Source organism: Limnohabitans sp. WS1, from assembly GCF_003063265.1.
Taxonomy (GTDB): Bacteria; Pseudomonadota; Gammaproteobacteria; order Burkholderiales; family Burkholderiaceae_C; genus Limnohabitans_A.
Genome location: NZ_NERU01000001.1, coordinates 291985 through 315787 on the forward strand (window position 1 = coordinate 291985; position 23803 = coordinate 315787).

General features: G+C 57.2%; 23 protein-coding genes and 1 tRNA gene. 16 read left to right on the top strand and 8 right to left on the bottom strand.

The window, feature by feature from the left end; all coding sequences use genetic code 11:
- Nucleotides 1-2 precede the first annotated feature (2 nt).
- The 5 genes from B9Z48_RS01380 (at nucleotide 3) to ilvE (ending at nucleotide 5698) form a co-directional block, all read left to right on the top strand.
- Nucleotides 3-1481, top strand: coding sequence for an aldehyde dehydrogenase (locus B9Z48_RS01380; RefSeq protein ID WP_108376900.1), 1479 nt, complete (start codon nucleotides 3-5; stop codon nucleotides 1479-1481).
- An 11-nt stretch (nucleotides 1482-1492) separates the two neighbouring features.
- Entirely contained in the window at nucleotides 1493-3115 is a 1623-nt protein-coding gene (locus B9Z48_RS01385; RefSeq protein ID WP_089953077.1) for a thiamine pyrophosphate-binding protein, read from the top strand.
- 73 nt (nucleotides 3116-3188) lie between these two features.
- Nucleotides 3189-3794, top strand: a complete 606-nt coding sequence (locus B9Z48_RS01390; protein ID WP_158273186.1) for an RraA family protein — start codon at nucleotides 3189-3191, stop codon at nucleotides 3792-3794.
- Nucleotides 3795-3806: 12 nt separating this feature from the next.
- Nucleotides 3807-4781, top strand: a complete 975-nt coding sequence (locus tag B9Z48_RS01395) for a tripartite tricarboxylate transporter substrate binding protein (RefSeq protein ID WP_158273187.1) — start codon at nucleotides 3807-3809, stop codon at nucleotides 4779-4781.
- A 5-nt stretch (nucleotides 4782-4786) separates the two neighbouring features.
- Nucleotides 4787-5698: a branched-chain-amino-acid transaminase gene (gene ilvE / locus B9Z48_RS01400; RefSeq protein WP_158273188.1), complete on the top strand. Its 912-nt coding sequence runs from the start codon at nucleotides 4787-4789 to the stop codon at nucleotides 5696-5698.
- Here ilvE and B9Z48_RS01405 read toward each other — a convergent pair.
- Nucleotides 5685-6596 carry a LysR family transcriptional regulator gene (locus B9Z48_RS01405; protein ID WP_233260976.1) on the bottom strand — a complete coding sequence of 304 codons (912 nt, stop codon included), beginning with the start codon at nucleotides 6594-6596 and terminating at the stop codon, nucleotides 5685-5687. The genes ilvE and B9Z48_RS01405 overlap by 14 nt on opposite strands.
- Before the next feature lie 31 nt (nucleotides 6597-6627).
- Nucleotides 6628-7515 carry a LysR family transcriptional regulator gene (locus B9Z48_RS01410; protein ID WP_108376901.1) on the bottom strand — a complete coding sequence of 296 codons (888 nt, stop codon included), beginning with the start codon at nucleotides 7513-7515 and terminating at the stop codon, nucleotides 6628-6630.
- Nucleotides 7516-7629: 114 nt separating this feature from the next.
- On the opposite strand from B9Z48_RS01410, the gene B9Z48_RS01415 reads away from it, so the two are divergent.
- The gene (locus B9Z48_RS01415; protein ID WP_108376902.1) at nucleotides 7630-8730 is read left to right on the top strand and encodes a TauD/TfdA family dioxygenase; all 1101 of its coding nucleotides are present in this window, start codon (nucleotides 7630-7632) and stop codon (nucleotides 8728-8730) included.
- Nucleotides 8731-8797: 67 nt separating this feature from the next.
- Here B9Z48_RS01415 and B9Z48_RS01420 read toward each other — a convergent pair whose 3' ends face one another.
- Nucleotides 8798-9781 carry an amidohydrolase family protein gene (locus B9Z48_RS01420; RefSeq protein WP_089953061.1) on the bottom strand — a complete coding sequence of 328 codons (984 nt, stop codon included), beginning with the start codon at nucleotides 9779-9781 and terminating at the stop codon, nucleotides 8798-8800.
- Nucleotides 9782-9924: 143 nt separating this feature from the next.
- On the opposite strand from B9Z48_RS01420, the gene B9Z48_RS01425 reads away from it, so the two are divergent.
- Complete coding sequence (locus B9Z48_RS01425; RefSeq protein ID WP_233260977.1) at nucleotides 9925-10887, top strand: Bug family tripartite tricarboxylate transporter substrate binding protein; 963 nt, start codon at nucleotides 9925-9927, stop codon at nucleotides 10885-10887.
- 54 nt (nucleotides 10888-10941) lie between these two features.
- Here B9Z48_RS01425 and B9Z48_RS01430 read toward each other — a convergent pair whose 3' ends face one another.
- Complete coding sequence (locus B9Z48_RS01430; RefSeq protein ID WP_108376903.1) at nucleotides 10942-11991, bottom strand: P1 family peptidase; 1050 nt, start codon at nucleotides 11989-11991, stop codon at nucleotides 10942-10944.
- Nucleotides 11992-12035: 44 nt separating this feature from the next.
- Here B9Z48_RS01430 and B9Z48_RS01435 point away from each other — a divergent pair, with 44 nt between their 5' ends.
- From B9Z48_RS01435 to greB, 7 genes are all read left to right on the top strand, one after another.
- The gene (locus B9Z48_RS01435; protein ID WP_108376904.1) at nucleotides 12036-13001 is read left to right on the top strand and encodes an ABC transporter permease; all 966 of its coding nucleotides are present in this window, start codon (nucleotides 12036-12038) and stop codon (nucleotides 12999-13001) included.
- Nucleotides 12991-13836, top strand: coding sequence for an ABC transporter permease (locus tag B9Z48_RS01440; protein WP_089953055.1), 846 nt, complete (start codon nucleotides 12991-12993; stop codon nucleotides 13834-13836). Before B9Z48_RS01435 ends, B9Z48_RS01440 begins: the two co-directional genes overlap by 11 nt.
- A 23-nt stretch (nucleotides 13837-13859) precedes the next feature.
- Complete coding sequence (locus B9Z48_RS01445) at nucleotides 13860-14843, top strand: ABC transporter ATP-binding protein (RefSeq protein WP_108377164.1); 984 nt, start codon at nucleotides 13860-13862, stop codon at nucleotides 14841-14843.
- Entirely contained in the window at nucleotides 14840-15709 is an 870-nt protein-coding gene (locus B9Z48_RS01450) for an ATP-binding cassette domain-containing protein (protein ID WP_108376905.1), read from the top strand. The genes B9Z48_RS01445 and B9Z48_RS01450 overlap by 4 nt, the downstream gene beginning before the upstream one ends.
- Entirely contained in the window at nucleotides 15706-17223 is a 1518-nt protein-coding gene (locus B9Z48_RS01455) for an ABC transporter substrate-binding protein (RefSeq protein ID WP_199233430.1), read from the top strand. The genes B9Z48_RS01450 and B9Z48_RS01455 overlap by 4 nt, the downstream gene beginning before the upstream one ends.
- A gap of 55 nt (nucleotides 17224-17278) precedes the next feature.
- Nucleotides 17279-17355: transfer RNA gene (locus tag B9Z48_RS01460), tRNA-Arg, on the top strand.
- Nucleotides 17356-17471: 116 nt separating this feature from the next.
- The gene (gene greB, locus B9Z48_RS01465; RefSeq protein WP_089953051.1) at nucleotides 17472-18050 is read left to right on the top strand and encodes a transcription elongation factor GreB; all 579 of its coding nucleotides are present in this window, start codon (nucleotides 17472-17474) and stop codon (nucleotides 18048-18050) included.
- On the opposite strand, the gene B9Z48_RS01470 is transcribed toward greB, so the two are convergent.
- The 4 genes from B9Z48_RS01470 to B9Z48_RS01485 form a co-directional block, all read right to left on the bottom strand.
- The gene (locus B9Z48_RS01470; protein WP_108377166.1) at nucleotides 18037-20310 is read right to left on the bottom strand and encodes a bifunctional (p)ppGpp synthetase/guanosine-3',5'-bis(diphosphate) 3'-pyrophosphohydrolase; all 2274 of its coding nucleotides are present in this window, start codon (nucleotides 20308-20310) and stop codon (nucleotides 18037-18039) included. The genes greB and B9Z48_RS01470 overlap by 14 nt on opposite strands.
- Nucleotides 20311-20440: 130 nt before the next feature.
- Nucleotides 20441-20641 (bottom strand): DNA-directed RNA polymerase subunit omega, encoded by a 201-nt coding sequence (rpoZ, locus tag B9Z48_RS01475; RefSeq protein WP_062402588.1) that lies wholly within the window; start codon nucleotides 20639-20641, stop codon nucleotides 20441-20443.
- Nucleotides 20642-20672: 31 nt separating this feature from the next.
- The gene (gene gmk, locus B9Z48_RS01480; RefSeq protein ID WP_108376906.1) at nucleotides 20673-21293 is read right to left on the bottom strand and encodes a guanylate kinase; all 621 of its coding nucleotides are present in this window, start codon (nucleotides 21291-21293) and stop codon (nucleotides 20673-20675) included.
- A gap of 11 nt (nucleotides 21294-21304) precedes the next feature.
- Nucleotides 21305-22222: a YicC/YloC family endoribonuclease gene (locus B9Z48_RS01485; protein ID WP_199233431.1), complete on the bottom strand. Its 918-nt coding sequence runs from the start codon at nucleotides 22220-22222 to the stop codon at nucleotides 21305-21307.
- Between the two features lie 171 nt (nucleotides 22223-22393).
- Here B9Z48_RS01485 and rph point away from each other — a divergent pair, with 171 nt between their 5' ends.
- Nucleotides 22394-23152 carry a ribonuclease PH gene (gene rph / locus B9Z48_RS01490; RefSeq protein ID WP_108377167.1) on the top strand — a complete coding sequence of 253 codons (759 nt, stop codon included), beginning with the start codon at nucleotides 22394-22396 and terminating at the stop codon, nucleotides 23150-23152.
- Nucleotides 23153-23165: 13 nt separating this feature from the next.
- Complete coding sequence (gene rdgB, locus B9Z48_RS01495; protein WP_108376908.1) at nucleotides 23166-23780, top strand: RdgB/HAM1 family non-canonical purine NTP pyrophosphatase; 615 nt, start codon at nucleotides 23166-23168, stop codon at nucleotides 23778-23780.
- Nucleotides 23781-23803: the final 23 nt, after the last annotated feature.

Sequence of the window (23803 nt, forward strand, 5' to 3'; positions counted from 1 at the left end):
AAATGAAACGTTATTCGATGTTCATTGACGGGGAGTGGGTCAATCCCTCTTCCGGGCGTTGGCTGGATTCAGTCAACCCTTATTCGGGTGAAAAATGGGCTGAAATTCCTCTTGGAAATCAGCAAGATGTTGACCAAGCCGTTCAAGCGGCCGAGCGGGCCATGCGCCAGGGTACCTGGTCGCGCATGACACCCTCTCAGCGCGGTCAGGCCTTGGTGCGCTTTGCCGATGTGCTGCTGGAGCATGCGCCACGGCTGGCTGAAATTGAGGTGCGTGACAACGGAAAGCTTTACGCTGAAATGAGCAACCAGTGTAAGTATTTGGTCGAGTGGTTTCGCTATTTTGGCGGTCTGGCAGACAAGGTACAGGGGACAGTGCCGCCCATTGACAAACCAAATGTCCTCAATTTCACGCGCTACGAACCCATCGGCGTGACGGCCTGCATCACGCCCTGGAATTCACCTTTGCTGTTGTTGGCATGGAAGGTTGCGCCTGCATTGGCCGCAGGCAATGCGGTGGTGATCAAGCCCTCTGAATACACCTCTGCTTCCACGCTGGAGTTTGCGGCTTTGGCAGCCCAGGCGGGCTTGCCTGCAGGGCTGATCAATGTGGTCACCGGTTTGGGGGCGGATGTGGGCGAGGCCTTGGTCACCCATCCCTTGGTGCGCAAAGTGGCCTTCACGGGGGGGGAGTCAGGTGGTCGACGTGTCAATGTGGCTGCAGCAGCGGACTTCAAACATGTGACCTTGGAGCTGGGCGGCAAGTCGGCCAACATTGTTTTTGAGGACGCCCGGATCGAGGACGCCCTGTCAGGGGCGATTTCGGGCATCTTTGCAGCCAGCGGTCAAACCTGCATTGCCGGCTCTCGCTTGCTGGTCCACGAATCGATCCATGATGTTTTTGTTGAAAAGTTGGTGGCATTGGCCAGCACCGCGCGATTTGGCGACCCCATGTCGGCAGATACACAACTCGGTCCCATCACCACCGAGCAGCAGTACCGCAAGGTGCTCGATTACATCGAGATTGCCAAAAATGAAGGAGCGCATTGCGTGATGGGCGGGGCGGTTGCTCAGGGGCCTGAAGGTGCCAAAGGATTCTTTGTGCAACCCACCATTTTTGTGAACGTGACGCCCAACATGCGCATTGCGCAGGAGGAGGTGTTCGGCCCCGTACTGAGTGTCATCAAATTCAAGGACGATGACGATGCTGTTCGCATTGCCAATGGCACCCAGTATGGCTTGGCAGCAGGTGTGTGGACTGAAAATTTGCGCCGAGCCGTTGACATGTCCAACAGGCTGGTGGCGGGGACCGTCTGGGTCAACACATACCGTTCGACAAGTTACACCTCACCCTTCGGTGGTTTCAAGTCTTCCGGAATGGGGCGAGAAAACGGCTTGGATGCGATTCATGATTACTTGCAGGTCAAGAGCGTTTGGATTTACACCGGCGGGCCTGCCGCCAATCCGTACATCAGGCGATAAAGGGCTTTGACATGGAAAACACCATCACAACAGCCCAAGCCTTGGCACGAGCGCTCAGCGAGGCAGGTGTTCAACGAATTTTCGGCTTGCCCGGTGGCGGCTCCTCTTTGGATGTGATCGAAGCCGCCGCCCAGTTGGGCATCGATTTTGTATTGACGAAGTCGGAAAATGCAGCAGTCATGATGGCGGGTGCCATGGCCGAGACCACCGGCATACCCGGTGTGGCCATCATGACCAAAGGGCCGGGCGTTGCGAACGGTGCAAACGGTGTGGCCTACGCATCACTCGACCGTGCACCGGTTCTTGTGATTAGCGATGGTTTCACACCCAAGCAACTGAGCTACATCACCCACCAAGTGTTCAATCAAAAGGACATGTTGGCTCCTGTGGTCAAAGGCTTCAGTCGGCTCGAAGGAACTGATCCTGTGGCCGAGATCAACGCCATGTTGGCGCTGGCTGCATCTGCACCGTTTGGACCGGTGCACATTGAGTTGACGAGTGAAGCGGCCAAACGCTTGGTGCCTGCGTTAATGGTCAAGACCAAGCCCTCAGAACCCGATGCTTTTTCACCAGAGAATTTTTCTGCGGTCAAGCAACTTTTGGGTCAAGCCCAAAGACCTGTCTTGATTGTTGGATTGGAAGCCCGACAGAGCGCACAGCAAGTCAGACAATTGGCCCAACTGCTGGCCTGCCCAGTCTTGCCGACTTACAAGGCCAAGGGTGTTGTATCGGATGAGGACCCGCAGGTCGTGGGTGTTTTTACGGGTGGACTCCAAGAGGCGGAATGTATTGCGCAGTCAGACCTGATGGTGCTGGTGGGATTGGACCCGGTCGAAATGATCTTGCAGCCCTGGCGCTACGGCAAAGCCGTTTGCGAGATTGCCTCGGTGGAGCACCTTGTGCACTATGTGCAAGCTGATGCCAGAGTGACCGGATCTCTGGATGCCATCCTGGGTCAATTGAATGCCGCACTCCTGGATTACCAATCTGGCTGGCAACCCTCGCAATGGTCGGACATTCGAACCGAAGTGCAAGAGAAACTGGCCTATCCCCCAGTGAAGTTTGGGGTGGCACCTGACCGAGTGGTTCAATTGGCTGCGCGGGCGTGTGCCGACAAAAAAATTCTGCCTCGCATGTCGGTCGATGCAGGCGCTCACATGTTTTCAGCGACCGCTTTTTTTCCCAGCACCCGGCCTGGTGATGCGCTCATATCCAATGGGTTGGCTTCTATGGCCTTCGCATTGCCAGCAGCGATCGCCTGTGCTTTGGACGATCCAACACAAGCGGTGATGTGTTTTACGGGTGATGGCGGGCTGATGATGTGCATGGGTGAATTGTGTACGGCTGTCGAGACACAAGCCAAAATCGTGGTGGTTGTTTTCAACGACAGTGCACTGTCGCTCATTGACATCAAACAGCAAAGTCGACAATTGCCGACACGGGGCGTGCGCTGGGGCAGGCATGACTTTGCGGGTGCCATGCAAGCTTTGGGCGGTTTGGGTTTCTCGGTTCACAATGAAATTGAATATACGCAAGCGCTGAAGACGGCTCTTGATGCCAATGGGCCGTGTTTGATTGATGTGCAGATTGATTCATCGGGTTATTCGCATCAACTCAAAGCCATGAGAGGCTGAAGACATGTTGACGATTGGACCTGATTTCGAGCGCCCCTCCATGGACCTCGTGGCGGCTTATCGCCATTTGCCTGTGGCCACCATCAGTGATGTTTTAGGGCCTGGCCATGTCATGAATGCATCGGTTCGACCTTTGCGACCCGGTATGCGTCTGCTTGGGGCGGCTTACACTTTGAAATTGCCGCCATCAGACAATCTCGGGATGCATGTGGCGGTTCGAGAGGCTCGGCCTGGTGATGTGATCGTGGCTGAGCAATCGGGCGGTGCTTTGGGCGCACCGGTGGGTGAAATCATGGCAATGGCTGCCATGCACAAAGGGCTTGCTGGCATGGTCCTGAACGGCGCTGTTCGTGATGCGGAAAAGTTACGTGCCGAGTCATGGCCAGTTTTTGCAGCGTGCATTTATGCGCAGCAGTGCCGAAAAGATGGGCCAGCTTGGCTTCAAATGACCATGGACTGTGCCGGCGTGACGGTGCATCCTGGTGATTTGATCGTGGGGGACGACGATGGTGTCGTGGTCGTTCCCTTTTCATCGATCGCCCGTGTTGCCCAAGAAGTCGTCAAGAAAATGGACAAGGAGAGTTTGCGAATCGCGTCCATATCGCAAGGGTTCATTTCGCCTGCATGGCTAGACGATGCCATTGAGCGTGCAGGACTTGTTTTGTCTGTCAATCAATAAATGGAGACCAGCATGTCAATTTCGATTTCCAAAACAGTGATGTTCCTTGCATCACTCTGGGCATTCAGCACAGCGCAAGCCCAAGCGCAAGCGCCAGATAAATTTCCGTCCAGACCGGTCACGATCATTGTGGGCTTTGCTCCTGGTGGTGGCGGTGACATTTCATCGCGATGGATTGCTGATTTTCTCAAGGAGCGATGGAAAGTGCCGGTTGTGGTCGACAACAAACCAGGAGCGGGTGCCACGATCGCGGCGGGCCTGTTGGCCAGGGCAAAGCCTGATGGATACACCGTGGCATTGGCAACCACCAGTCCATTCACAGTGGCTCCTTATTTTCAAACCGTGAGTTATGACCCCGCCAAGGACTTCACCTACCTGTTTCAGACCTTGGTCAGTGCACAACCACTTTTTGTCAAATCGGATTCGCCCCACAAGACCATTGAAGAGATGATGTCTTGGGCCAAAGCCAACCCCAACAAATTGTTCTGGTCAACAGCCGCAACGAATGGGGGCACACACATCTCGACACAAGCCGCATTCCGCGCCGCAGGTATTCAAGCCACTTATGTGCCCTACAAAGGCGGTGCCGATGCCATGAACGGTTTGCTGGGTGGTCAGATTCAGGCACTGGTTGCAGCTGAATTCCCGCCGCACGCAGCTGCTGGAACGATTCGTCTTTTGGCCGAGAGCGGACCCGACAAAATCCCTGAATACCCACGCGTGCCCACCTACAAAGAGTTGAATTTCCCGATTTCAGTGCCGATCTTTTACGGCGTTGCTGGACCAGCAGGTCTGTCTGCCGATGTGATCAAAGAGTGGAATGCCGCTGCGGCTGACATGGTCAAAACCCCTGGATTTGCAGACTTGGTGAACAAGCTCAAGGGAACGACGGCTTATCAAGGTCATGCCGAATTCACGGCATCCGTGACGGGTGTGTACCGACAGATGGGCCGATTGATACCTGAAATTGGTCTCAAGAAGGATTGATGGTCATGTGGCAAGCCAACATCATTTTGCAAAATGGCCAATTGATGCCCTATGCGCAGGCCAAAGTCCATCCCATGACATTGGGCATGACTTACGCGACCGCTTTGTTTGAGGGGCTTCGTGCCTATCGAAATCCGGACACGGGTGAGTTCAAGATATTTCGCTTGGCTGAGCATTTGAAACGCTTGCAGGCCGGCATGAAGGTCATGCGGTTTGACCATGTTTTCGATCCGGAAAAAATGAGGCAGGAGCTGTCGGCTCTGATTCGTGCCAACGAACCCGATGACGATGTCTACATTCGACTGCTGGTGTACATCGAGGCACTGGGATTGATGGCCCAGACTGGGCCAGTGGGTTACACCGCTGCGGCCTCTCCACGAGAGCGGCCTAAATTTGCCGATACGGGCATGAGTCTGGGTGTCAGCTCATGGAGTCGATTGGCTGACAACGCCAGTCCACCTCGAGTGAAGGCAACGGCCAATTATCACAACGCCAGATTGACCCAGCTGCAAGCCAAAGCCGATGGCTATGACGGCGCATTGATGTTGACGCCCTCTGGCAAAGTGTCTGAAGCACCGATTGCTTGTTTTTTCATGGTGCGTGATGGAAAGCTGATCACGCCCCACATCGGTAGCAATATCTTGGAAAGCATCACAAGGGATACCGTCATCACCTTGTACCAAGAATCCACGGGGCGGGCCGTCGTCGAACGCGAGATAGACCGCAGCGAGTTGTACTTTGCGGATGAAGCATTTTTATGTGGGACGGGCCAGGAAATCATTCCGATTGTTCAGATCGATCGTTTGCCGGTCGGTGATGGCACGATCGGCGTGCAGACCCGAAGCATGCAAAAAATCTATTTCGAAACCGTCAGGGGTTTGACGCCCGACCGCCACGGGTGGCTCACGCCGGTTTGATGGCAGAGGTTGGCGCTTGACTGGCGGCCAACCTCAAATGGTGAATCAAATCTTCACTGAATTTGGGCAACATGCGTTGCTGCTGTTTGACCAAACTGATTTGACGTCTTGCCCAAGGATCTTCCAAAGGGATCATGTGCAAGCCACTTGATTTCGCATGGCTCAGCGCAATGGCCCGAGGGACAATGGCAATGCCCACGCCAACAGCAGCCATTTGACAGACATTTTCGTAATTTCCCACTTGGATTCTCAAATTTACCCGCTTGCCAATGCTCTGGGCTTTGCGATCCAAAAAGGACTGAATGGAGTTGAATTGGTTGAGGCCAACAAAACGGTAATCGTCCAGGATGTCGGACAATTTCACCGAAAGTTGATGGGCAATGGCTGCGCCTGAATGACAGATGACCACCAACTCATCGGCATAAAGCGGGACCACATCAATTTTGTCTGCATCAACAGAGCCTGCCACGATGCCTAAATCGGCGGCCCCCTTGGCGACCGAGGAAATGATGTCGCGTGAAGGCAGCTCTTCCAGATCAATGTCGATGTCAGGATTGTCATTCAGGAAAGCAGACAAAGCCTTCGCCAAAAAAGTGTTGGTGGCGGTGCTGTTGGCTTGAAGCCTGATCCGCCCCTTGACGCCCAAGGCGTAAGGTCTCAGATCGGCATGCATGACCTCCAATTGTTGCAGGACAAGTCTGGCGTGATTGGCCATGGCCTCACCTGCCTGTGTCAATTGCAGCCCTTTGGCTTGCCGCAACATCAAAGGTGTTTGGAAACTTTCTTCAAGTTGCTTGATCCGCAAGCTGGCGGAAGGAACAGACAAATAACATTTTTCAGCTGCCCGTGTCAGATTCAACTGTTCCCCGACATGGAAAAAAAGACGCAAATCTGTCAAGTCGTAGTGCATGAAATCCTTGGGGCGCTGTTCAATGGGCAGTCACAGGCAGGTTGGATGCGACCGATTGGATGGCATCAAACAAAGCATCCATCGTCCGGGTGTTGGGCTCGTTCTTTTTTGTGAGTAAAACAACATTCAATGCTGGCGCCCCCCTGCCTATAGGGTAAACCTTCACAGGATAGGCGATCATCATGCGGGGGTCAATCGACGGCACCATCGACACCCCCAACCCCGCATTGACCATGGACAGCACCGCATGGACGGAGGGTAAATCCATGCTTTTTTGAGCTTGGGGCATGTTCTGGCCGATCCATTGTGCGGCCAATTTCCCAGTGCTGGTGGATGCATCAAAGCGAATCCAAGGGTAATCGCAAAACAGCTGGTGTATCTTGGCGGCCTTGGCAGAAGGCGGGGCAATGACCACCAATTCGTTTTTGAACAGGTGCTGCCAATGCAGGCGCTGTGACCCACCTTTGACGGGCTGAACCACGATCGCAGCATCCAGTTCATTGGCTTTGACGGCAGCGATGAGTTCAACGGCACGCCCTCTGGCCGGTTTCAATTGCAGTGCAGGGTGTTTCTTCAACAGGTGATGAATAACGCTAGGCAACAAACTGGCCTGCATGCTTTCAATGACACCCAATCGAATCGAGCCTTCGATTTGAATGGATTTGCGACGGCGAAGCTGCTCAATTTGTTGCATCGGCAGTTGCATGACACTGGCCACTTCGTGCGCAAAAGGCATGGGTTTCACCTGCAAGCCTGAGCGATCAAAAAGCGGTTGCCCGAAAAAGACTTCCACCTGCTTCATTTGCATGCTGACAGCACTCGGTGTGAGGTTCATTTCGTCTGCGGCACGACTCAAGCTGCCAGTTCTCAGGACGGCTTCGAGTGTTTCAAAGAAAGAAAACTTCATCAAAATATTTTAAGTAGCATTCAACAAAATGTGTCATTTACTGATGAAGAAAGTTTTTATGATTTGCTGTGTCGAAACTTTTCGACAGAGTTTGGATTGCCAGGAGACCACGACATGCATCTCACCCCTATTTCAGTTCACCCTGTCCCCAGGGCTTGGGTGTCACAGGAGCTGCGCCATGATTCCTCATGGATTCATTGGCTGAGTTCTGATGCGATTGAAGGTTTTGAGAGTGCCTTGGCCCATGCCAAAAAAACGGGTAAAGACTGGCTGCAGATGACTTCAGATGACTTTCCGCTTTCTGGGGCAGCCAAAGAGGCCATTGAACGGGCATTCGATGTCACACAAAAAGATTTCGGCATGTGCTTGATCAAGGGCTTTCCTGTTCATCGTTGGTCTGTCGAGGATGCTCGACTGGTCCATTGGGGCATTGGCCTGAACGTGGGGGTGGCCAGGACTCAGAACCAAGCCAGTCAGGTCATGAACGATGTGCGCGATGAAGGGGGCAGCTACAAGGTCAAAAATGGCCGGGGCTACAACACCAATGCGGGCTTGGATTTCCATGTCGACTCATGTGACGTGGTGGCCTTGCTGTGTTTACAAACGGCCAAAACGGGTGGGACCAGCATGGTGACCAGTTCCATCGCGGTGGTCGATGAAATCAAGCGCCTGCGTCCAGACTTGATTGCCGTGATGCAGCAGCCCTTTTATTACAGCTACCAAGGTGCCAACGATCCCAAACAGCCGCCTTTTTACAAATGTCCCATTTTGGGTGACGATCCTGAATTCTTCTCTTTGCGTGCCAATCGAAAAAATGTCACGGCTGCGCAGCGCGATTTTCCAGAGGTGCCTCGGTTAACAGAGGAGCAGATCGCCTTGCTGGATTTGCTCGACATTTTGTTGCCCGATCCACGATTTTGTTATTCGATGCAGCTTGACCGTGGTGATTTGCAGCTGCTCAACAACTACGTGGTGATTCATTCGCGCACCAACTTTGAAGACCACGAAGAACCTGAACTCAAGCGGCATTTGTTGCGCCTGTGGTTGAGTCTGCCTCAGGGTCAGAGATTGCCGCCGCTCTGGAAAGAGTATTTTGGTGACATCAAGGCGGGCTCAGTCAGAGGCGGGGTTCGCGGCAGCAACATCACCGACGAGTTTCTGGCTTACGAGGCCAGACAGGCCAAACGGCTGGGTATGACGTTCCACTCGATGTGACGAGCCTGGTGGCAAGCCCAGGTGTCTGGAGTTTCATCACTCAAGACACATGGGACGCTGGAGGCATTCAGCGAATATTGAACACTTTCAGCGCGTTACCGCCTCGGATCGCTTCGCGCTGTTCTGGCGGCAGCTGTTGTGTGTTGGCAAAGGCTCCTTTGATGTCGTGCACTTGGTGGGGCCAGTCGGTACCAAACATCACATGGTCAGGACCCGCAACAGAAATCAGGTACTGCAGTGCACCCGGGTTGTAGGTGATGCAGTCGTAGTAAATGTGACGCAGGTAATCGGCTGGGTTCTTCTTCATCTGTCGGCGTTGAGGAATTTCAACTTCATTGCCCTTTTCAAATCGGCCGATCAAATATGGCAAGGTTCCGCCGCCGTGCGATGCGATGATTTTCAAGTGCGGGTATTGATCGAAAAACCCTTCAAAAATCATGCGAGTGATCGCCAAGGTGGTGTCGAACATGAAACCAACGGACCAGCTCAGATCGAACTTGGTCATGTCCATCATGTCCACGCCGGGTGGATCCGTGGGGTGTACAAGAACCGGCAAGGCTCTTTTGTCAATTTCTGCCCAGATGGGCGCAAACATGGGATCTGTCAGGCTGCGACCGGAGATATTGGCCAGCACCATCACCCCCGAGGCCCCGTTGTCGCAGGTTCGCTGCAACTCTTCGATGGCTCTTTGTGGGTATTCCCAAGGCAATGAGGTGAACCAGCGAATGCGATCTGGGTAGGTGGTTTGCGCCTGGGTCATGGTGTCATTGGATTCACGCGCTGCACGGCAACTGATGTCCTCGTCTCCCCAATAAACATTGGGGCACGTCAAGGAGACGATGGAGATGTCAATGCCCGCCGCGTTCATTTGTTGAATGCGCATGTCGTAATCAAAATGACCCTTTTGAGGAATAACGACAGGCGTGTTGCCCCGGAACACTTCTTGCTGGCCATCAGGGCGAGTTTGTATGTTGTACATACCGCCTTCTCTTTTGAGCAGTTCGAGCCATTTGGGCGTGAACATGTGGGTGTGGACATCAATGACGGGCATACCGAGACACTCCTTGAAAATTACTTGAAACAGGTTTTCGGTACGATGAAAACCCTAATTCCAAGAATCTAAATTATTGACAAACTGGTCATTTAACCTTGTCGCCCATGTTCACCTCCAAAGGATTGATGATGAAACGAAAAATGTTCAAAGTATTGCTTCTGGCCACAACGCTGGGCTCATGGGCCCTTATGGGTACAGCTCAGGCGCAGGACAAAGCCACGGTCAAGATTTTGGTCGGCTTTCCACCTGGTGGCTCGGCGGATGTGGTGGCACGTCTGTTGGCTGAGCGGATGCGAACGACACTTGATCAAAATGTGATTGTGGAGAACAAGCCTGGCGCTGCTGGCCGCATTGCATTGGGCGAGGTCAAGCGTGCAGCACCCGATGGCAATACATTGATTTTGGCCCCCAGCGGTGGCTTGGTCATCTTGCCTTGGTTGTATAAAAACTTGGGTTATGACCCGGTGAAAGACTTCACGCCCGTGGCCAGGGTGACCACATTTGACTTTGCGGTCACTGCGGGGCCAGGCGCACCGGCAGGTGACATCAAATCGGTGCTGGCCTGGATGAAGGCCAACCCAGGCAAGGCCAATTACGCGACCTCTGGTGCGGGCACTGTGCCGCATTTTGCGGGCCAGTTGTTGGCGCAGGCCACGTCGACGCCCATCACCCATGTTGCCTACAAAGGCGGGGCCCCTGCAGCCCAGGATTTGATCGGTGGGCAGATTCCGCTGATGGTGGACACCGCTTCCGAAACGATTGAGCACCACAAGTCGGGCAAGGTCAAAATTCTGGCGGTGACAGGTGAGACACGCTCCGCGGCCCTGCCTGATGTGCCGACTCTCAAGGAGGTCGGTATCAATGTGGTCGCTGATGCCTACTTCGGACTGTATGGCCCTGCCAACATGACGGCCGATCGCACGCAAAAAATCAGCGATGCCGTTGCGCAGGCTTTGAGTCAACCGGAAATCCAGAACCGTATCCGTGGATTTGGACTCACACCCAACTACGCGGGGTCTCAAGCCTTGGGTGAAACGCAAGCCGTCCACTACAAGCGCTGGGATGCGCCCATCAAGGCCTCGGGCTATACCGTTGAGCAGTGAGAACGAGGGTGCTGCGGCGGTCCTCAGTGCTCATCAAGGGGATTGAGGGGCACTTCACGCCGAAGGTCTGTGTACCTCGTTGAATTGATTTTTAGCAGGAATACAGCCTGAGGTGGTGTTCACAGTCAGCGCTTTTGTGATTGCGTCCACAGTGGCCAGCGCCGTGGCCTCGGCCGCCATCACGGTGAGCAGCATCAAATCCACCGGACCGGCTTCGGTGCCTGTGGCCAAGGCAAACAGGGTGTCGCCGTCCAGGGTGGTGTGGGCGGGGCGGATGCTGCGGGCCAGGCCGTCGTGCGCGCTCATGGCCAGGCGTTTGGCTTGGGATTTGGTCAACGTCGCGTTGGTGGCCACCACGCCAATGGTGGTGTTGGTGCCGGGCAGGGGGCGGTTGCCGCGCTCGCCTTGCAGCAAGGCGCGTTGGGTGTCCAGCAAGTTTTTTCCATCGGCCGTGCGGGCACCGGCCAGCACCTGGCCAGTAGCCGGGTCGATCACGTCGCCCACCGCGTTGCAGGCGACCAAGGCTCCCACCACCCAAGGCCCTACGCGCACACTGGCGTTGCCAATGCCGCCTTTCATGCAGCGGTCCAGGCCAAACAGTTTGCCCACGCAGGCACCCGCGCCTGCGCCGACATTGCCTGCAGCGGGTGTGGCCGTCGATGCCGCCTTGCAGGCCAGATAACCAGCCTCTGCGCCGGGCCTGACCTTGGGGTCGTCGCCCGGGCGCACCACAGGCAAGTCAAACAAAACGGCCGCAGGCACGATGGGCACGCGGCCATAGCCGGTTTCAAAACCAATGCCCTGCTCATCAAGCCAGCGCACCACGCCCGTGGCGGAATCCAGGCCAAAAGCGCTGCCGCCGCTCAGCACCACGGCATGCACTTTGTCGACCAGGTTGGCCGGGTCCAACAAATCGGTCTCGCGGGTGCCCGGGGCGGCCCCGCGCACATCCACCGCGCCCACGGCACCGCCGATGGCCAAGACCACCGAGCAGCCCGTCAGCCGTTCGCTCAGAGTGAAGTGACCGACCTGCAGGCCGGGGACATCCACAATGGAGCCCACAACCGAGCCTTGCTCGCTGTTTACAATCGTTTGAGATGTCATTCAAAACCCCGTTCATCGTTGCTCACTGACCCCAAGGATAGCGCGTGCCCCTGTTTTTTTTGAGACGGTTGCTGAGCTTTGTGCTGACCCTGCTGGCCACATCGGTCGTGGTGTTTGCCGTGCTGGAGTTGCTGCCCGGCAATGCCGCGCAGGTCATTTTGGGCGAAACGGCCACGTCCGAGTCCATTGCCGCAATGGAAGAAAAATTGGGCCTGAACCAGCCCGCGGCCACCCGTTACCTGAACTGGATGGGCGGCATGTTGCAGGGCCAGACGGGCCTGAGCATCTCTTATGACACCCCCACGGCGCAGCTCATGGCCGAGCGCATGCAGGTGACGCTGCCGCTGGCCGTGATGGCCATGGGGCTCACGGTGGCGCTGGCGCTGGCCTTGGGTATTTATGCCGCTTCGCAGCAAAACAATGCGGGCGATGTGGGCGTGATGACGCTCAGCCAACTGGGCTTGGCCTTGCCCAATTTCTGGCTGGCCATTCTTTTGATCTTGCTGTTTGCGGTGCACCTGGAGTGGGTGAGTGCAGGCGGTTTTCCGGGCTGGTCCGAGGACGATGGCGGGGGGTTGGGCGAGGGCATCAGAGCCTTGCTCTTGCCCGCGATGGCGCTGGCAGCGGTGCAAACGGCTATCTTGACGCGGGTGACCCGCTCGGCCGTGCTTGACACTTTGCGCGAAGACTTTGTGCGCACCGCGCGGGCCAAAGGCCTGTCGCGCCGCCAGGTGCTGTGGGGTCATGTGCTGCGCAACGCCATGATCCCGGTGCTCACGGTGATGGGCTTGCAGTTTGGCAACCTGATCACCAGCGCCATCGTGATTGAAAACGTGTTTGTGCTGCCTGGCATTGGGAGGCTGATTTTTCAGGCCATTGCCAACCGCGATTTGATCGTGGTGCGCGATGTTGTCATGTTGCTGTCGGCGCTGGTCATTCTCATCAACTTTTGCATCGATGTGCTGTATGCGTGGATCGATCCGCGATTGAAGGCGGGCTATGCGGGATAACAACATCTTTTGGCGACGCGCCTTGCTCCACCCGAGTTTTGTGGCGGGGGGTGGCATGGTGCTGCTGATGGTGCTGTGCGCGGTACTGTCTTTGTTTTGGTCGCCTTACTCGGTGGGTGACATCGACATCCCCAACAAACTGGCTTCGCCCAGCGCCGCGCATTGGCTGGGCACCGACAGCTTGGGGCGCGACATCGGTTCTTTGCTTTTGGTGGGCAGCCAGAACTCCTTGTTGGTGGGCTTCATCGCGGTGGGCATTGGGTTAGGTGTGGGTGTTCCTTTGGGCTTGCTGGCTTCGGCGCGGCGTGGTGGGGTGGAGGAGGTCATCATGCGGGCCTCAGACTTCACCTTCGCCTTTCCGGCTTTGTTGTCGGCCATCATGCTCACGGCGATTTACGGGCCGGGCCTGGTGGTGAGCATCGTGGCCATTGGCATTTTCAACATCCCGGTGTTTGCGCGCATTTCACGGGGCGCGGCCAACGCGGTCTGGGCGCGGGACTACACCTTGGCAGCCCGTGCCGCAGGCCAAGGCCCGCTGGCCATCACACTCACGCATGTGCTGCCCAACATCGCCAGCGTGCTGATCGTGCAAGCCACCATCCAGTTCGCGATCGCCATCCTGGCCGAGGCGGCTTTGTCTTATTTGGGCCTGGGCACCCAGCCGCCGCAGCCCAGCTGGGGCCGCATGCTCAATGAAGCGCAGTCCCAGATGTTTCAAGCCCCCATGCTGGCGGTGTACCCGGGCGCAGCCATTGCGCTGGCGGTGCTGGGGCTGAACTTGCTGGGTGATGGTTTGCGCGATGTGCTCGACCCCCGGCTTGCACGGCAAAGGTGAACATGAGCGATCGATCAAACGCCATGCCGTTGCTGCAAGTGGATGATTTGCGCGTGAGCCTGCCCACGGCCCGGGGCTGGGCGCAGGCTCTGCGCGGCGTGTCTTGGAACATGGAGCGGGGCCAGACGGTGGGGCTGATTGGTGAGAGCGGCAGCGGCAAATCGCTGACCGCTTTGGCCCTGATGGGCCTGTTGCCTGAACGCGCCCGCGTGAGCGGCTCCATCACACTGCAAGGCCAAGAGCTGGTGGGCCTGCCCGAGCCGCAGCTGTGCCAGCTGCGCGGTGCCCGGATGGCCATGATTTTCCAAGAGCCGATGACGGCGCTCAACCCCTTGCACCCGATTTGGAAGCAGATCGCTGAGCCCTTGCGCCTGCACCAACACATGAGCGCCAGCGATGCCAAAGCCCGCGCCCTGCAACTGCTCGAACGCGTGCAGCTGCCCCGGGCGCGTGAGCGGCTTGATGCCTATCCGCACGAGCTGTCGGGCGGGCAACGCCAGCGCGTGATGATCTCGATCGCGCTGGCCTGCAGCCCCGACCTGCTGATTGCGGACGAACCCACCACCGCGTTGGATGTGACGGTGCAAAAAGAGGTGTTGGCGCTCATCCAACAACTGGTGCGCGAAGACGGCATGGGTTTGCTCTTGATCAGCCACGACCTGGGCCTGATGCAGGACCAGGTGGACCGTGTGATGGTGATGTATGGCGGGGCGGTGGTCGAGAGTGCGGCCACACCCGAGTTGTTTGCGCACCGGGCACACCCTTACACGCGGGGCCTGTTTGCGGCGCGTCCGCGTCTGGGCTTGGCACGCGGCACACGTTTGACCACCATCCCGGGCAGCGTGCCCGAGCTGATGGATTTTCCGGCGGGGTGTGCGTTTGCTGACCGCTGCAGCTTGGCGGTGGAGGATTGCCACCACACACCGCCACAGGCAGAAAGCATCGACCGCGAAACCACGGATGATGCGCCCCATAGGGTGAGTTGCCCGCGCTGGAGGCTGCCATGAGCGAGAACGCTATTTCTGCGCCGCTGCTGGAAGTGAAGCACTTGGGGCGGCGCTTTGCCTTGCCCCGCGCGGGTTTGTTTCAACCCGCAGGCGCTTTGCAAGCTTTGTCGGACGTGAGCTTCACCCTGCAGCCGGGCAAAAGTTTGGGCATTGTGGGCGAGTCGGGCTCTGGCAAGTCCACGCTGGCACGTTTGGTCATGGCGCTGGACACACCCACCGAGGGGCAGGTCTTGTTCAAGGGCGTAGACGTGCACCAGACTCGTGGCCCAGCTTTGCGCCAGTTGCGCAGCGGTTTTCAGATGGTGTTTCAGGACCCGTACGGCTCTCTGGACCCGCGCCAAAAAGTGCTGGCCATCGTGACCGAGCCGATACGTAACTTGCAACATGTTTCGGGCGGCCGATCCGAGTGGCACAAACGGGCCGACAGTAAAGCCGAGCTGCGCGACCGCGCCGCTGAGGCTCTGAACGAAGTCGGCCTCAGGACGGCGGACCTCGACAAATACCCGCACGAATTTTCGGGCGGGCAACGCCAGCGCATTGCCATTGCCCGCGCCTTGATCACCCGCCCCGCCCTGATCGTTGCGGACGAGCCGGTCAGTGCGCTCGATGTGTCGGTGCAGGCGCAGGTACTGAACCTGATGATGGACCTGCAAGACCGCTACGGACTGAGTTATTTGTTCGTGAGTCACGACTTGGCGGTGGTCAATTTGATGTGCGACGATGTGCTGATGTTGCAGTCAGGCCGTGTGGTCGAACATGGTTCTGCAAACCAAATTTTTCAGAAGGCTGAGCACCCTTACACTCGGGCTTTGTTGGCCGCTGTGCCTGGCCAGCCCCCTTCTTTTTTAACGCAGGAGACCCCATGAAAAACAGTTCTTCCCTGACCCGCCGCACCCTCGCTTTGAGCTCGGCGGCCGTGTTGGTCACCAGCTTGGTGGCGGCGCCTTTGCAGGCGCAAGCCCAGTCGCGCAAAGACACCGTCACGCTCGGCATGATCCTAGAGCCCACCAGCCTCGACCCAACCATGGCCCCAGCTGCGGCCATCGGTGAAGTGGTGCACTACAACATCTTGGAGGGCCTCACCAAAATCAATGTGGACGGCAGCATCAGCCCACTGCTGGCCGAGAGCTGGAAAATGGACGCCGACGGCAAGGCCTACACATTCAAGCTGCGCAAGGGCGTGAAGTTTTCTGATGGTGCGCCATTCGACTCGGCTGCCGTCAAGTTCAGCTTCGAGCGTGCCAAAGACGCCAAGAGCACCAACAAAGCCAAAGGCGCGGTGTTCAACAACATCACCCACATCTCGACCCCCGACGCACACACTGTGGTGTTGGTGCTGACCAACCCGGATGGCAATTTCTTGTTCCGCATGGGCGAGAACACCGCCGTCATCTTGCACCCGGACAGCGCAGCCAACGCCGCCACCAAACCTGTGGGCACAGGCCCCTACAAGCTTGACAGCTGGGCCAAAGGCACGGCAGTCACTTTGTCCAAGTGGGATGGCTTTCGCGATGCCAACGCCATCAAGGTGAAGAAGGTCACTTTCCGCTTCATCAACGATTCTGCCGCCCAAGTGGCCGCCTTGTTGGCGGGTGACATCGACGGCATGCCGCGTTTTCAGTCACCCCAAAGCCTGAAACAGTTTCAGGCCGACAAACGGTTCATGGTTGAGATGGGCAGCACGGCCGGCAAAGGCATCATGACCATCAACAACCGCAAAAAGCCGTTTGACGATGTGCGTGTGCGCCGCGCCTTGTCGCACGCGGTCGACAAAAAAGCGTTCATCGACGGCGTGTTTGAAGGCCTGGCCAAACCCATTGGCAGCCACATGGCCCCCACGGATGCGGGCTACGTGGAGTTGAGCAATACCTACGCTTACGACCCCGAAAAAGCCAAGGCCCTGCTCAAGGAAGCTGGCGTGCAAACACCACTGAACGTGACCCTGACCTTGCCCCCACCGCCTTATGCCCGCAAGGGCGGCGAGATTTTGGCCGCGCAGCTGGCCAAGGTGGGCATTGTGGCCAAAATCGAAAACGTGGAATGGGCGCAGTGGTTGGGTGGCACCTTCAAGGGCAACTTTGACCTGACGGTGATCAACCACGTCGAACCTCTGGATTACATGGCTTATGCCAACCCGCAGTATTACTGGGGTTACGACAGCAAGGCTTTCCGTGACTTGGCAGCCAAACACGCGGCCACCACAGCGGCCAAAGAACGCACCCAGCTGTTTGGTGACATGCAGCGCATGATCGCCAAAGATGCGGTCAACGTGTTCCTGTTCAACGCCACCAACACAGCGGTCTACCGCAAGGGCCTCAAAGGCTTGTGGTCCAGCTCGCCCATTTTTGCCAATGACATGTCTGCAGTTTCTTGGCAATAAATTCCTGGCCAAGCTCAAAGTGGCCTGAAAAGCTTGCTATAATTCAATGCATGATGCGGCTGTAGCTCAGCTGGATAGAGTACTTGGCTACGAACCAAGGGGTCGTGGGTTCGATTCCTGCCAGCCGCACCAAAAATTAGAAAGCCCACAACGAAAGTTGTGGGCTTTTTCTATTTGCAAAACATCAAAGTCCAAACACGCGCTGTGTTCTGGCATTCCCGTTTTTCTTTTGCCCCCAAGTCCATTCCATGAGCAAAGCTTTCACCAAAGAGACCGATGGTGGCGATGACGAAGAATTGGGTTTACCCGCATTGCCCTTGGGTGCACGCAATTACATGACACCCGCAGGTTATGCCCGTTTGAGGGCAGAGCTGTTCACCCTGATCGATGACGAGAGACCCCAAGTGGTCGAGATCGTGCATTGGGCGGCCAGCAATGGTGATCGGTCTGAAAATGGCGACTACTTGTATGGCAAAAAGCGCTTGCGCGAAATCGATCGGCGAATTCGATTTTTGACCCAACGTCTGGAGAAAGCCGAAGTGGTGGACCCGGCTGTGCATCACGGGAGTGATCAGGTGTTCTTTGGGGCCACAGTGACTTATGCCGAGGTCTTGGGCGCAGAGCGCACGGTGACGATATTGGGCATCGACGAAGCCGACAGCTTGCAAGGGCAGGTCAGCTGGGTGTCACCCATTGCACGCACCTTGCTCAAGTCACGCGAAGGAGACGAACTCAAGCTCGTCACACCTTCAGGTGTGCTGGACATTGAGGTGTTGCAGGTCAGCTATCCGAAACCGCTTGAAAGGTCTGACCCTATGAAGGGTTGATGAGGCCTTTGTTGGTTTGACGATCGGCCTTGATGACCGATGATGTGCGTTTGAGGTGGCGCAGCACTTGCTCCAAATGGCTTGTGTCGCGTACCGCCACCACAAACTTCAACTCGGCCGTGTCTTGGGGCGTTTCCTGACCCATGTCGACGTGCACGATGTCGGTCTCGGCACTGGCCAGTGCCCCAGCCACTCGGGCCAAAACCCCTTTGCCGTTGACCACTGTGACATGGATGGTCGTTTCAAAATTGCGCTTGATTTCATCTGACCACTCCACACCAATGAAGCGCTCGCTGTCCTTGTGTTCGAGTTTTCGGGCTGTTGCACAGTCTCGGGTGTGCACCGCTAAGCCTTCGCCACGGCCCAAATAACCCACGATCTCATCGCCGGGCAAGGGGCGGCAGCAGCGCGAATACACCACCGACGCGTTTTCACTGCCATCCAGGGTAATGGCGCCTTGTGAGATGGACTCGTGCGCGGTAAACCGTTCGCGTGTCATTAAGAGTGCATCGGGTTTTTGACCGTTTTCAGACAACAAAGCCGTCAAGCGTTTGGCCACAATGGTGGCGATGCGTTTGCCCAATCCAATGTCCATCAGCAAATCGGCTTGGTTGCGGTTGCCGGTGAATCGGAGCAATTTTTCCCACAGGCCTTGATTGACTGGGGCATCGCTGGGCAGTTGGTCGATGCCTTCAGCCCGCAAAGCCTGCGCCAGCAATTTTTCGCCCAACTCGACCGACTCGGTTTGCGCCATGGTTTTGAGGTGGTGGCGAATTTTGGAGCGTGCGCGGCCGGTGCGCACAAAGCCCAGCCATGCGGGGTTGGGGGCGGACACGGGAGCCGTGATCACTTCAATCACATCGCCATTTTTGAGTTCGGTGCGCAAGGGGACTTGCTCGCCATTGATGCGTGCGGCCATGGCATGGTCACCCACGCGGCTGTGGATGGCGTAGGCAAAGTCCACCACCGTGGCACCCCTGGGCAATGCCATGATCTGGCTTTTGGGCGTGAACACGTAGACGGCGTCAGGGAACAAGTCCACTTTGACGTGGTCCCAAAATTCGGCGGCATCGCGCGTTTCGGTCTGGATGTCCAGCAGAGACTGCAGCCACTGCGTGCCCAGTCGGGCCGACTGGGCGCTGGCCGATTCATGTTCTTTATAAAGCCAATGGGCGGCCACACCTGACTCGGCCACCAAGTTCATGGCCTCGGTGCGCATTTGAAACTCGACGTTCACACCCGAGGGTCCCACCAGCGTGGTGTGCAATGACTGGTAGCCGTTGACTTTGGCGATCGCAATGTGGTCTTTGAACTTGCCCGGCACGGGCTTGTAAATTTGGTGGAGCCATCCCAGTGCGGTGTAGCAATCGACGACCGAAGGAACGATCACCCGAAAACCATAAATGTCGGTGACTTGGGCAAAACTCAGGTGTTTTTCGTCCATCTTCTTGTAGATGGAGTAAAGCGTTTTTTCCCGTCCACTGATGCGAACGCTCATTTTGGCCTGCGCAAAGACAGCTTCGACGTCCGCCTGTACTTTTTGGATCAGGTCGCGGCGGCGATTGCGGGCGCGTGAGACGGCTTTCGTCAGCACGGCATACCGCCAGGGCAACAAGTGCTTGAAAGCCAGGTCTTGCAGTTCGCGGTAGATTTGATTCAGGCCCAAACGGTGAGCGATGGGGGCGTAAATTTCCAGTGTTTCAGAAGCAATGCGGCCCCATTTGCTGCGCGGCATGTCCGACATGGTGCGCATGTTGTGGGTGCGGTCGGCCAACTTGATGAGGATGACACGCACATCGCGGGCCATGGCCAGCAACATTTTGCGAAACGATTCGGCCTGATTTTCTTCTCGGGTGTTGAATTCCAGTTTCTCCAACTTGGTCAGACCATCGACCAATTCGGCCACCGGAGAGCCAAAACGCTCGATCAGCGCCACCTTGGTGACGCCGCAGTCTTCCATCGCGTCGTGCAGCAAGGCCGCTGCCAAGGCTTGTGCGTCCAATTTCCATTCGGTGCACAAAACGGCCACGGCAATGGGATGGGTGATGTAGGGCTCGCCGCTTTTGCGCATTTGGCCCAAGTGGGCCTCATCGGCAAACTTGTAGGCTCGGCGCACCATGTTGGTGTCGGCATCGTTCAAATACCCCAGTTCCGCTTCGAGCAAGGCAAAGCTGGCTGCTGCCGCGTTGGCCGCAGCCGGTGCCACAGCCTTGGGGCGGCTGTGGCTGTTGGAAGTGGAGGGAATCGAAGCGGGACTCATGGCCTCAATGTAACGCAAGCTTTTGCTCGACTTTGTGGGGCAAGTTGAATGGGCGTAAAAAAAGCCCCAAAAGGAGCTTTTGTTTGAGCGATGGCCTTGCGCAAGCAAGGCGAACGGTCGAGAAAGGTGTTCAGGACACGCGCTTGAGCATCTCAATGCCCACTTTGCCAGCGGCGATCTCGCGCAGTGCGGTCACGCCAGGTTTGTTTTTGCTTTCAATGCGGGGGGTGTGGCCTTGGCTCAGCATGCGGGCGCGGTAGGTGGCAGCCAGAACCAACTGAAAGCGGTTCGGGATCTGTTCCAGGCAGTCTTCAACGGTGATGCGGGCCATGATGTGTTCCTTGAGAATTGCTGTGCGGGATTCAAGCCATTTTGAGTGCCTGAAAAGTGTCAGGCCGGGCGCGGCGCTGAACGTGGTATTTGAGCCGCTGAGCGTGAACAACCGCTTTGAGGTCAAACAGGGCACGATCAAATACTTCATTGATTATAACGAAGTCAAATTCTGGAGCCTGTGCCATCTCAATGGCAGCATTTTGCAGGCGCAGCTCAATGATGTCGGCTGTGTCTTCGCCGCGACGCTCCAGGCGTGAGCGCAGCTCTTCCCAGCTGGGCGGCAAGATGAAGATCAGCACCGCGTTGGCGTACATCTTTTTGATCTGCAGGGCGCCTTGGTAATCAATTTCCAAAACCACATCGGCACCTTGGGCCATGCGGTCTTCAATCATCTTTTTGGAGGTGCCATAGCGCTGGCCGTGCACATGGGCCCATTCGACAAAGGCGTCGCCCAGCACCATGGCGTCGAACTCTTGCGCTGAGGCAAAAAAGTATTCACGGCCATGCTTTTCCTGGCCCCGGGGAGCGCGGGTGGTGTGTGACACGGTGGGTTGTACGCGTGAGTCCAGCTCCATCAAGGCCTTGACCAAGCTCGATTTTCCTGCTCCGCTGGGAGCGGCTACGACAAACAGGTTTCCGGGGTAATCCATGCTGAGGCTCTTTATTCGATGTTCTGGACTTGTTCGCGCATTTGCTCGATCAGCACCTTCATGTCCACCGAGATGCGGGTCATTTCGAGCACGGCCGATTTGGAGCCCAAGGTGTTGGCTTCGCGGTGCAGCTCCTGGATCAAAAAGTCCAGACGCTTGCCAATGTCGCCGCCTTGGGTCAGCAGGCGGGAGAGTTCATCCAGGTGCGAGCGCAGGCGGGTCAGCTCTTCAGCCACATCAATGCGGATGGCAAAAGAGGTTGCTTCGGTGAGGGCACGGTCTTGTGCGGCCTCGGGCAGGAGGCTGCCATCGGCCAAAGCCATGGCGTCCTTCCACCGCTCCAAAAAGCGAAGGCGTTGTTGCTCGACCAGTTGAGGCACGAGCGGCACCGCTTGTTCGGCCAGGCTGCGCAGCTGCGCAATGTGGCCTATCAGCATCTCTGTCAGACGGGCTCCTTCACGGGCGCGGGCTTCGCGCAGGGCGTCCAGGGCTTGGGATGCCAGCTTCATCCAGGCGGCGTCGTCAGGGGCTGGCTGGCCCGAGCTGCCTGCGGTCATGCGCAGCACATCGGCCACACTCAAAGCGCGGGCTCCTGGCATCCAGTCTTGAATTTTGTCTTGCAAGGCCGCGATTTTTTGCAAAGCCTGGTGGTTGGGGGCTTGAAGGGTAGCCGCGTCACCGGCATCCTGGCTGGCACGGACTTCGACTTTGCCACGTTTGATGTGCCGTGTGATCAGCTCGCGCAGGCCGGGTTCCAGTTGGCGCAATTCCTCGGGCAGGCGAAAACTCAGGTCCAAAAAACGGCTGTTGACGGAGCGGATTTCCATACCAAGTCGCGCTGTAGGACCCATGGGAGCGGGGGTCTCACCGTCTGCGGGCCTTGGGCTGTGCTGCACGCTGGCATACCCGGTCATACTGTAAACTGACATCGATCAAGTTCCTTGTGACAGCGCTTGGCCACACTGACCATCAATGGCCATCCAGCGCTGCAAATGCCCAGCCTAACAGCTGAGCATGAAACGAGGCATTATCTCAAACTCTTTGGCCTGACCCGCTCGCACTTGGCTGAGCGCAAAGGGCAGCACCATTTCAGCACCAGCATGAACACCACAACTTCTTACGTCCGTACCGGTCGCGCCAGCGACGCATTGCGCCCTGTGCGCATCACCCGCGGTTATACCGTGCACGCCGAAGGCTCGGTCCTGATCGAGTTCGGTCAGACCCGCGTGCTGTGCACGGCCTCGGTCGAAGAAAAGGTGCCGGGCCACAAAAAAGGCAGTGGTGAAGGGTGGGTCACGGCCGAATACGGCATGCTGCCCCGCGCCACCCACACTCGGGGCGACCGCGAAGCCGCTCGTGGCAAACAAAGCGGCCGCACGCAAGAAATCCAGCGCCTGATTGGCCGCTCGCTGCGGGCTGTGTTTGACCTGAAAAAGCTGGGCGAACGCACCATTCACCTCGATTGTGATGTCTTGCAGGCCGACGGTGGCACGCGCACGGCCAGCATCACGGGCGCTTTTGTGGCGGCGCAAGACGCCGTCAACTGGCTCATGGCCACGGGCAAACTGAGCGAGTCGCCCATCATCGACCGCGTGGCCGCCATCTCGGTGGGCCTGAAAAACGGCACCGCCTTGCTGGACTTGGATTACCCCGAAGACTCGGCCTGCGACACTGACATGAACGTGGTCATGACCGGCGCGGGTCACTTTGTGGAAGTGCAGGGCACGGCCGAGGGCGTGGCTTTTACCCGCGTGGAGATGGACCGCATGCTGGCGCTGGCCGAAAAAGGCATTGCCCAGCTGGTGCAACTGCAAAAGCAGGCGCACGACGAACCCCAAACCTTGACTTTCAGCGCTTGAGCACCATCCCTTTATGAAAATCGTTCTGGCCTCCAACAACCCGGGCAAACTGGCCGAGCTGCAGACTTTGTTTGCGCCTTTGAACATGACGCTGGTGCGCCAGTCCGAGCTGAACATCCCTGAAGCCGCAGAGCCCTTCAAGACATTCGTTGAAAACGCCTTGGCCAAAGCCCGGCACGCCGCACAACTCAGTGGCCTGCCTGCTTTGGCGGACGACGCAGGCCTGTGTGTGGATGCCTTTGGCGGACAGCCTGGCGTGGACACGGCCTACTACGCCACCCGCTTTGGTTACCCCAAGGGCGACGACACCAACGTGAGCGCTTTGCTGGAACAAATGCAGGGCATCACCCAACGCCGTGCGGCCATGGTGAGCACCTTGGTGGCCTTGCGCAGCGCAGACGACCCCGAACCCCTGATCGCGGTGGGGCGGGTGGTGGTGCAGATCACGCCCGAGCGGCGAGGCAGCAACGGCTTTGGCTTTGATCCGGTCATGTTTTTGCCCGAGTTTGGCAAGACCTTTGCCGAGCTGCCCGCCGAAGTCAAAAACGCCCACAGCCACCGAGGTCGCGCCGCACAAGCCATGCTGGCGCTGATGCGCGAGCGCTGGATGGATGCCCCGGCTGCATAACTCTTTTTGAGCTTTCCATGAAC

Coding starts and splice junctions, on each gene's coding strand:
- B9Z48_RS01380 (WP_108376900.1), top strand. CDS start 3: ATGAAACGTTATTCGATGTTCATTGACGGGGAGTGGGTCAATCCCTCT.
- B9Z48_RS01385 (WP_089953077.1), top strand. CDS start 1,493: ATGGAAAACACCATCACAACAGCCCAAGCCTTGGCACGAGCGCTCAGC.
- B9Z48_RS01395 (WP_158273187.1), top strand. CDS start 3,807: ATGTCAATTTCGATTTCCAAAACAGTGATGTTCCTTGCATCACTCTGG.
- ilvE (WP_158273188.1), top strand. CDS start 4,787: ATGTGGCAAGCCAACATCATTTTGCAAAATGGCCAATTGATGCCCTAT.
- B9Z48_RS01410 (WP_108376901.1), bottom strand. CDS start 7,515: ATGAAGTTTTCTTTCTTTGAAACACTCGAAGCCGTCCTGAGAACTGGC.
- B9Z48_RS01415 (WP_108376902.1), top strand. CDS start 7,630: ATGCATCTCACCCCTATTTCAGTTCACCCTGTCCCCAGGGCTTGGGTG.
- B9Z48_RS01420 (WP_089953061.1), bottom strand. CDS start 9,781: ATGCCCGTCATTGATGTCCACACCCACATGTTCACGCCCAAATGGCTC.
- B9Z48_RS01425 (WP_233260977.1), top strand. CDS start 9,925: ATGTTCAAAGTATTGCTTCTGGCCACAACGCTGGGCTCATGGGCCCTT.
- B9Z48_RS01430 (WP_108376903.1), bottom strand. CDS start 11,991: ATGACATCTCAAACGATTGTAAACAGCGAGCAAGGCTCGGTTGTGGGC.
- B9Z48_RS01440 (WP_089953055.1), top strand. CDS start 12,991: ATGCGGGATAACAACATCTTTTGGCGACGCGCCTTGCTCCACCCGAGT.
- B9Z48_RS01445 (WP_108377164.1), top strand. CDS start 13,860: ATGCCGTTGCTGCAAGTGGATGATTTGCGCGTGAGCCTGCCCACGGCC.
- B9Z48_RS01450 (WP_108376905.1), top strand. CDS start 14,840: ATGAGCGAGAACGCTATTTCTGCGCCGCTGCTGGAAGTGAAGCACTTG.
- B9Z48_RS01455 (WP_199233430.1), top strand. CDS start 15,706: ATGAAAAACAGTTCTTCCCTGACCCGCCGCACCCTCGCTTTGAGCTCG.
- greB (WP_089953051.1), top strand. CDS start 17,472: ATGAGCAAAGCTTTCACCAAAGAGACCGATGGTGGCGATGACGAAGAA.
- B9Z48_RS01470 (WP_108377166.1), bottom strand. CDS start 20,310: ATGAGTCCCGCTTCGATTCCCTCCACTTCCAACAGCCACAGCCGCCCC.
- rpoZ (WP_062402588.1), bottom strand. CDS start 20,641: ATGGCCCGCATCACCGTTGAAGACTGCCTGGAACAGATCCCGAACCGC.
- gmk (WP_108376906.1), bottom strand. CDS start 21,293: ATGGATTACCCCGGAAACCTGTTTGTCGTAGCCGCTCCCAGCGGAGCA.
- B9Z48_RS01485 (WP_199233431.1), bottom strand. CDS start 22,222: ATGTCAGTTTACAGTATGACCGGGTATGCCAGCGTGCAGCACAGCCCA.
- rph (WP_108377167.1), top strand. CDS start 22,394: ATGAACACCACAACTTCTTACGTCCGTACCGGTCGCGCCAGCGACGCA.
- rdgB (WP_108376908.1), top strand. CDS start 23,166: ATGAAAATCGTTCTGGCCTCCAACAACCCGGGCAAACTGGCCGAGCTG.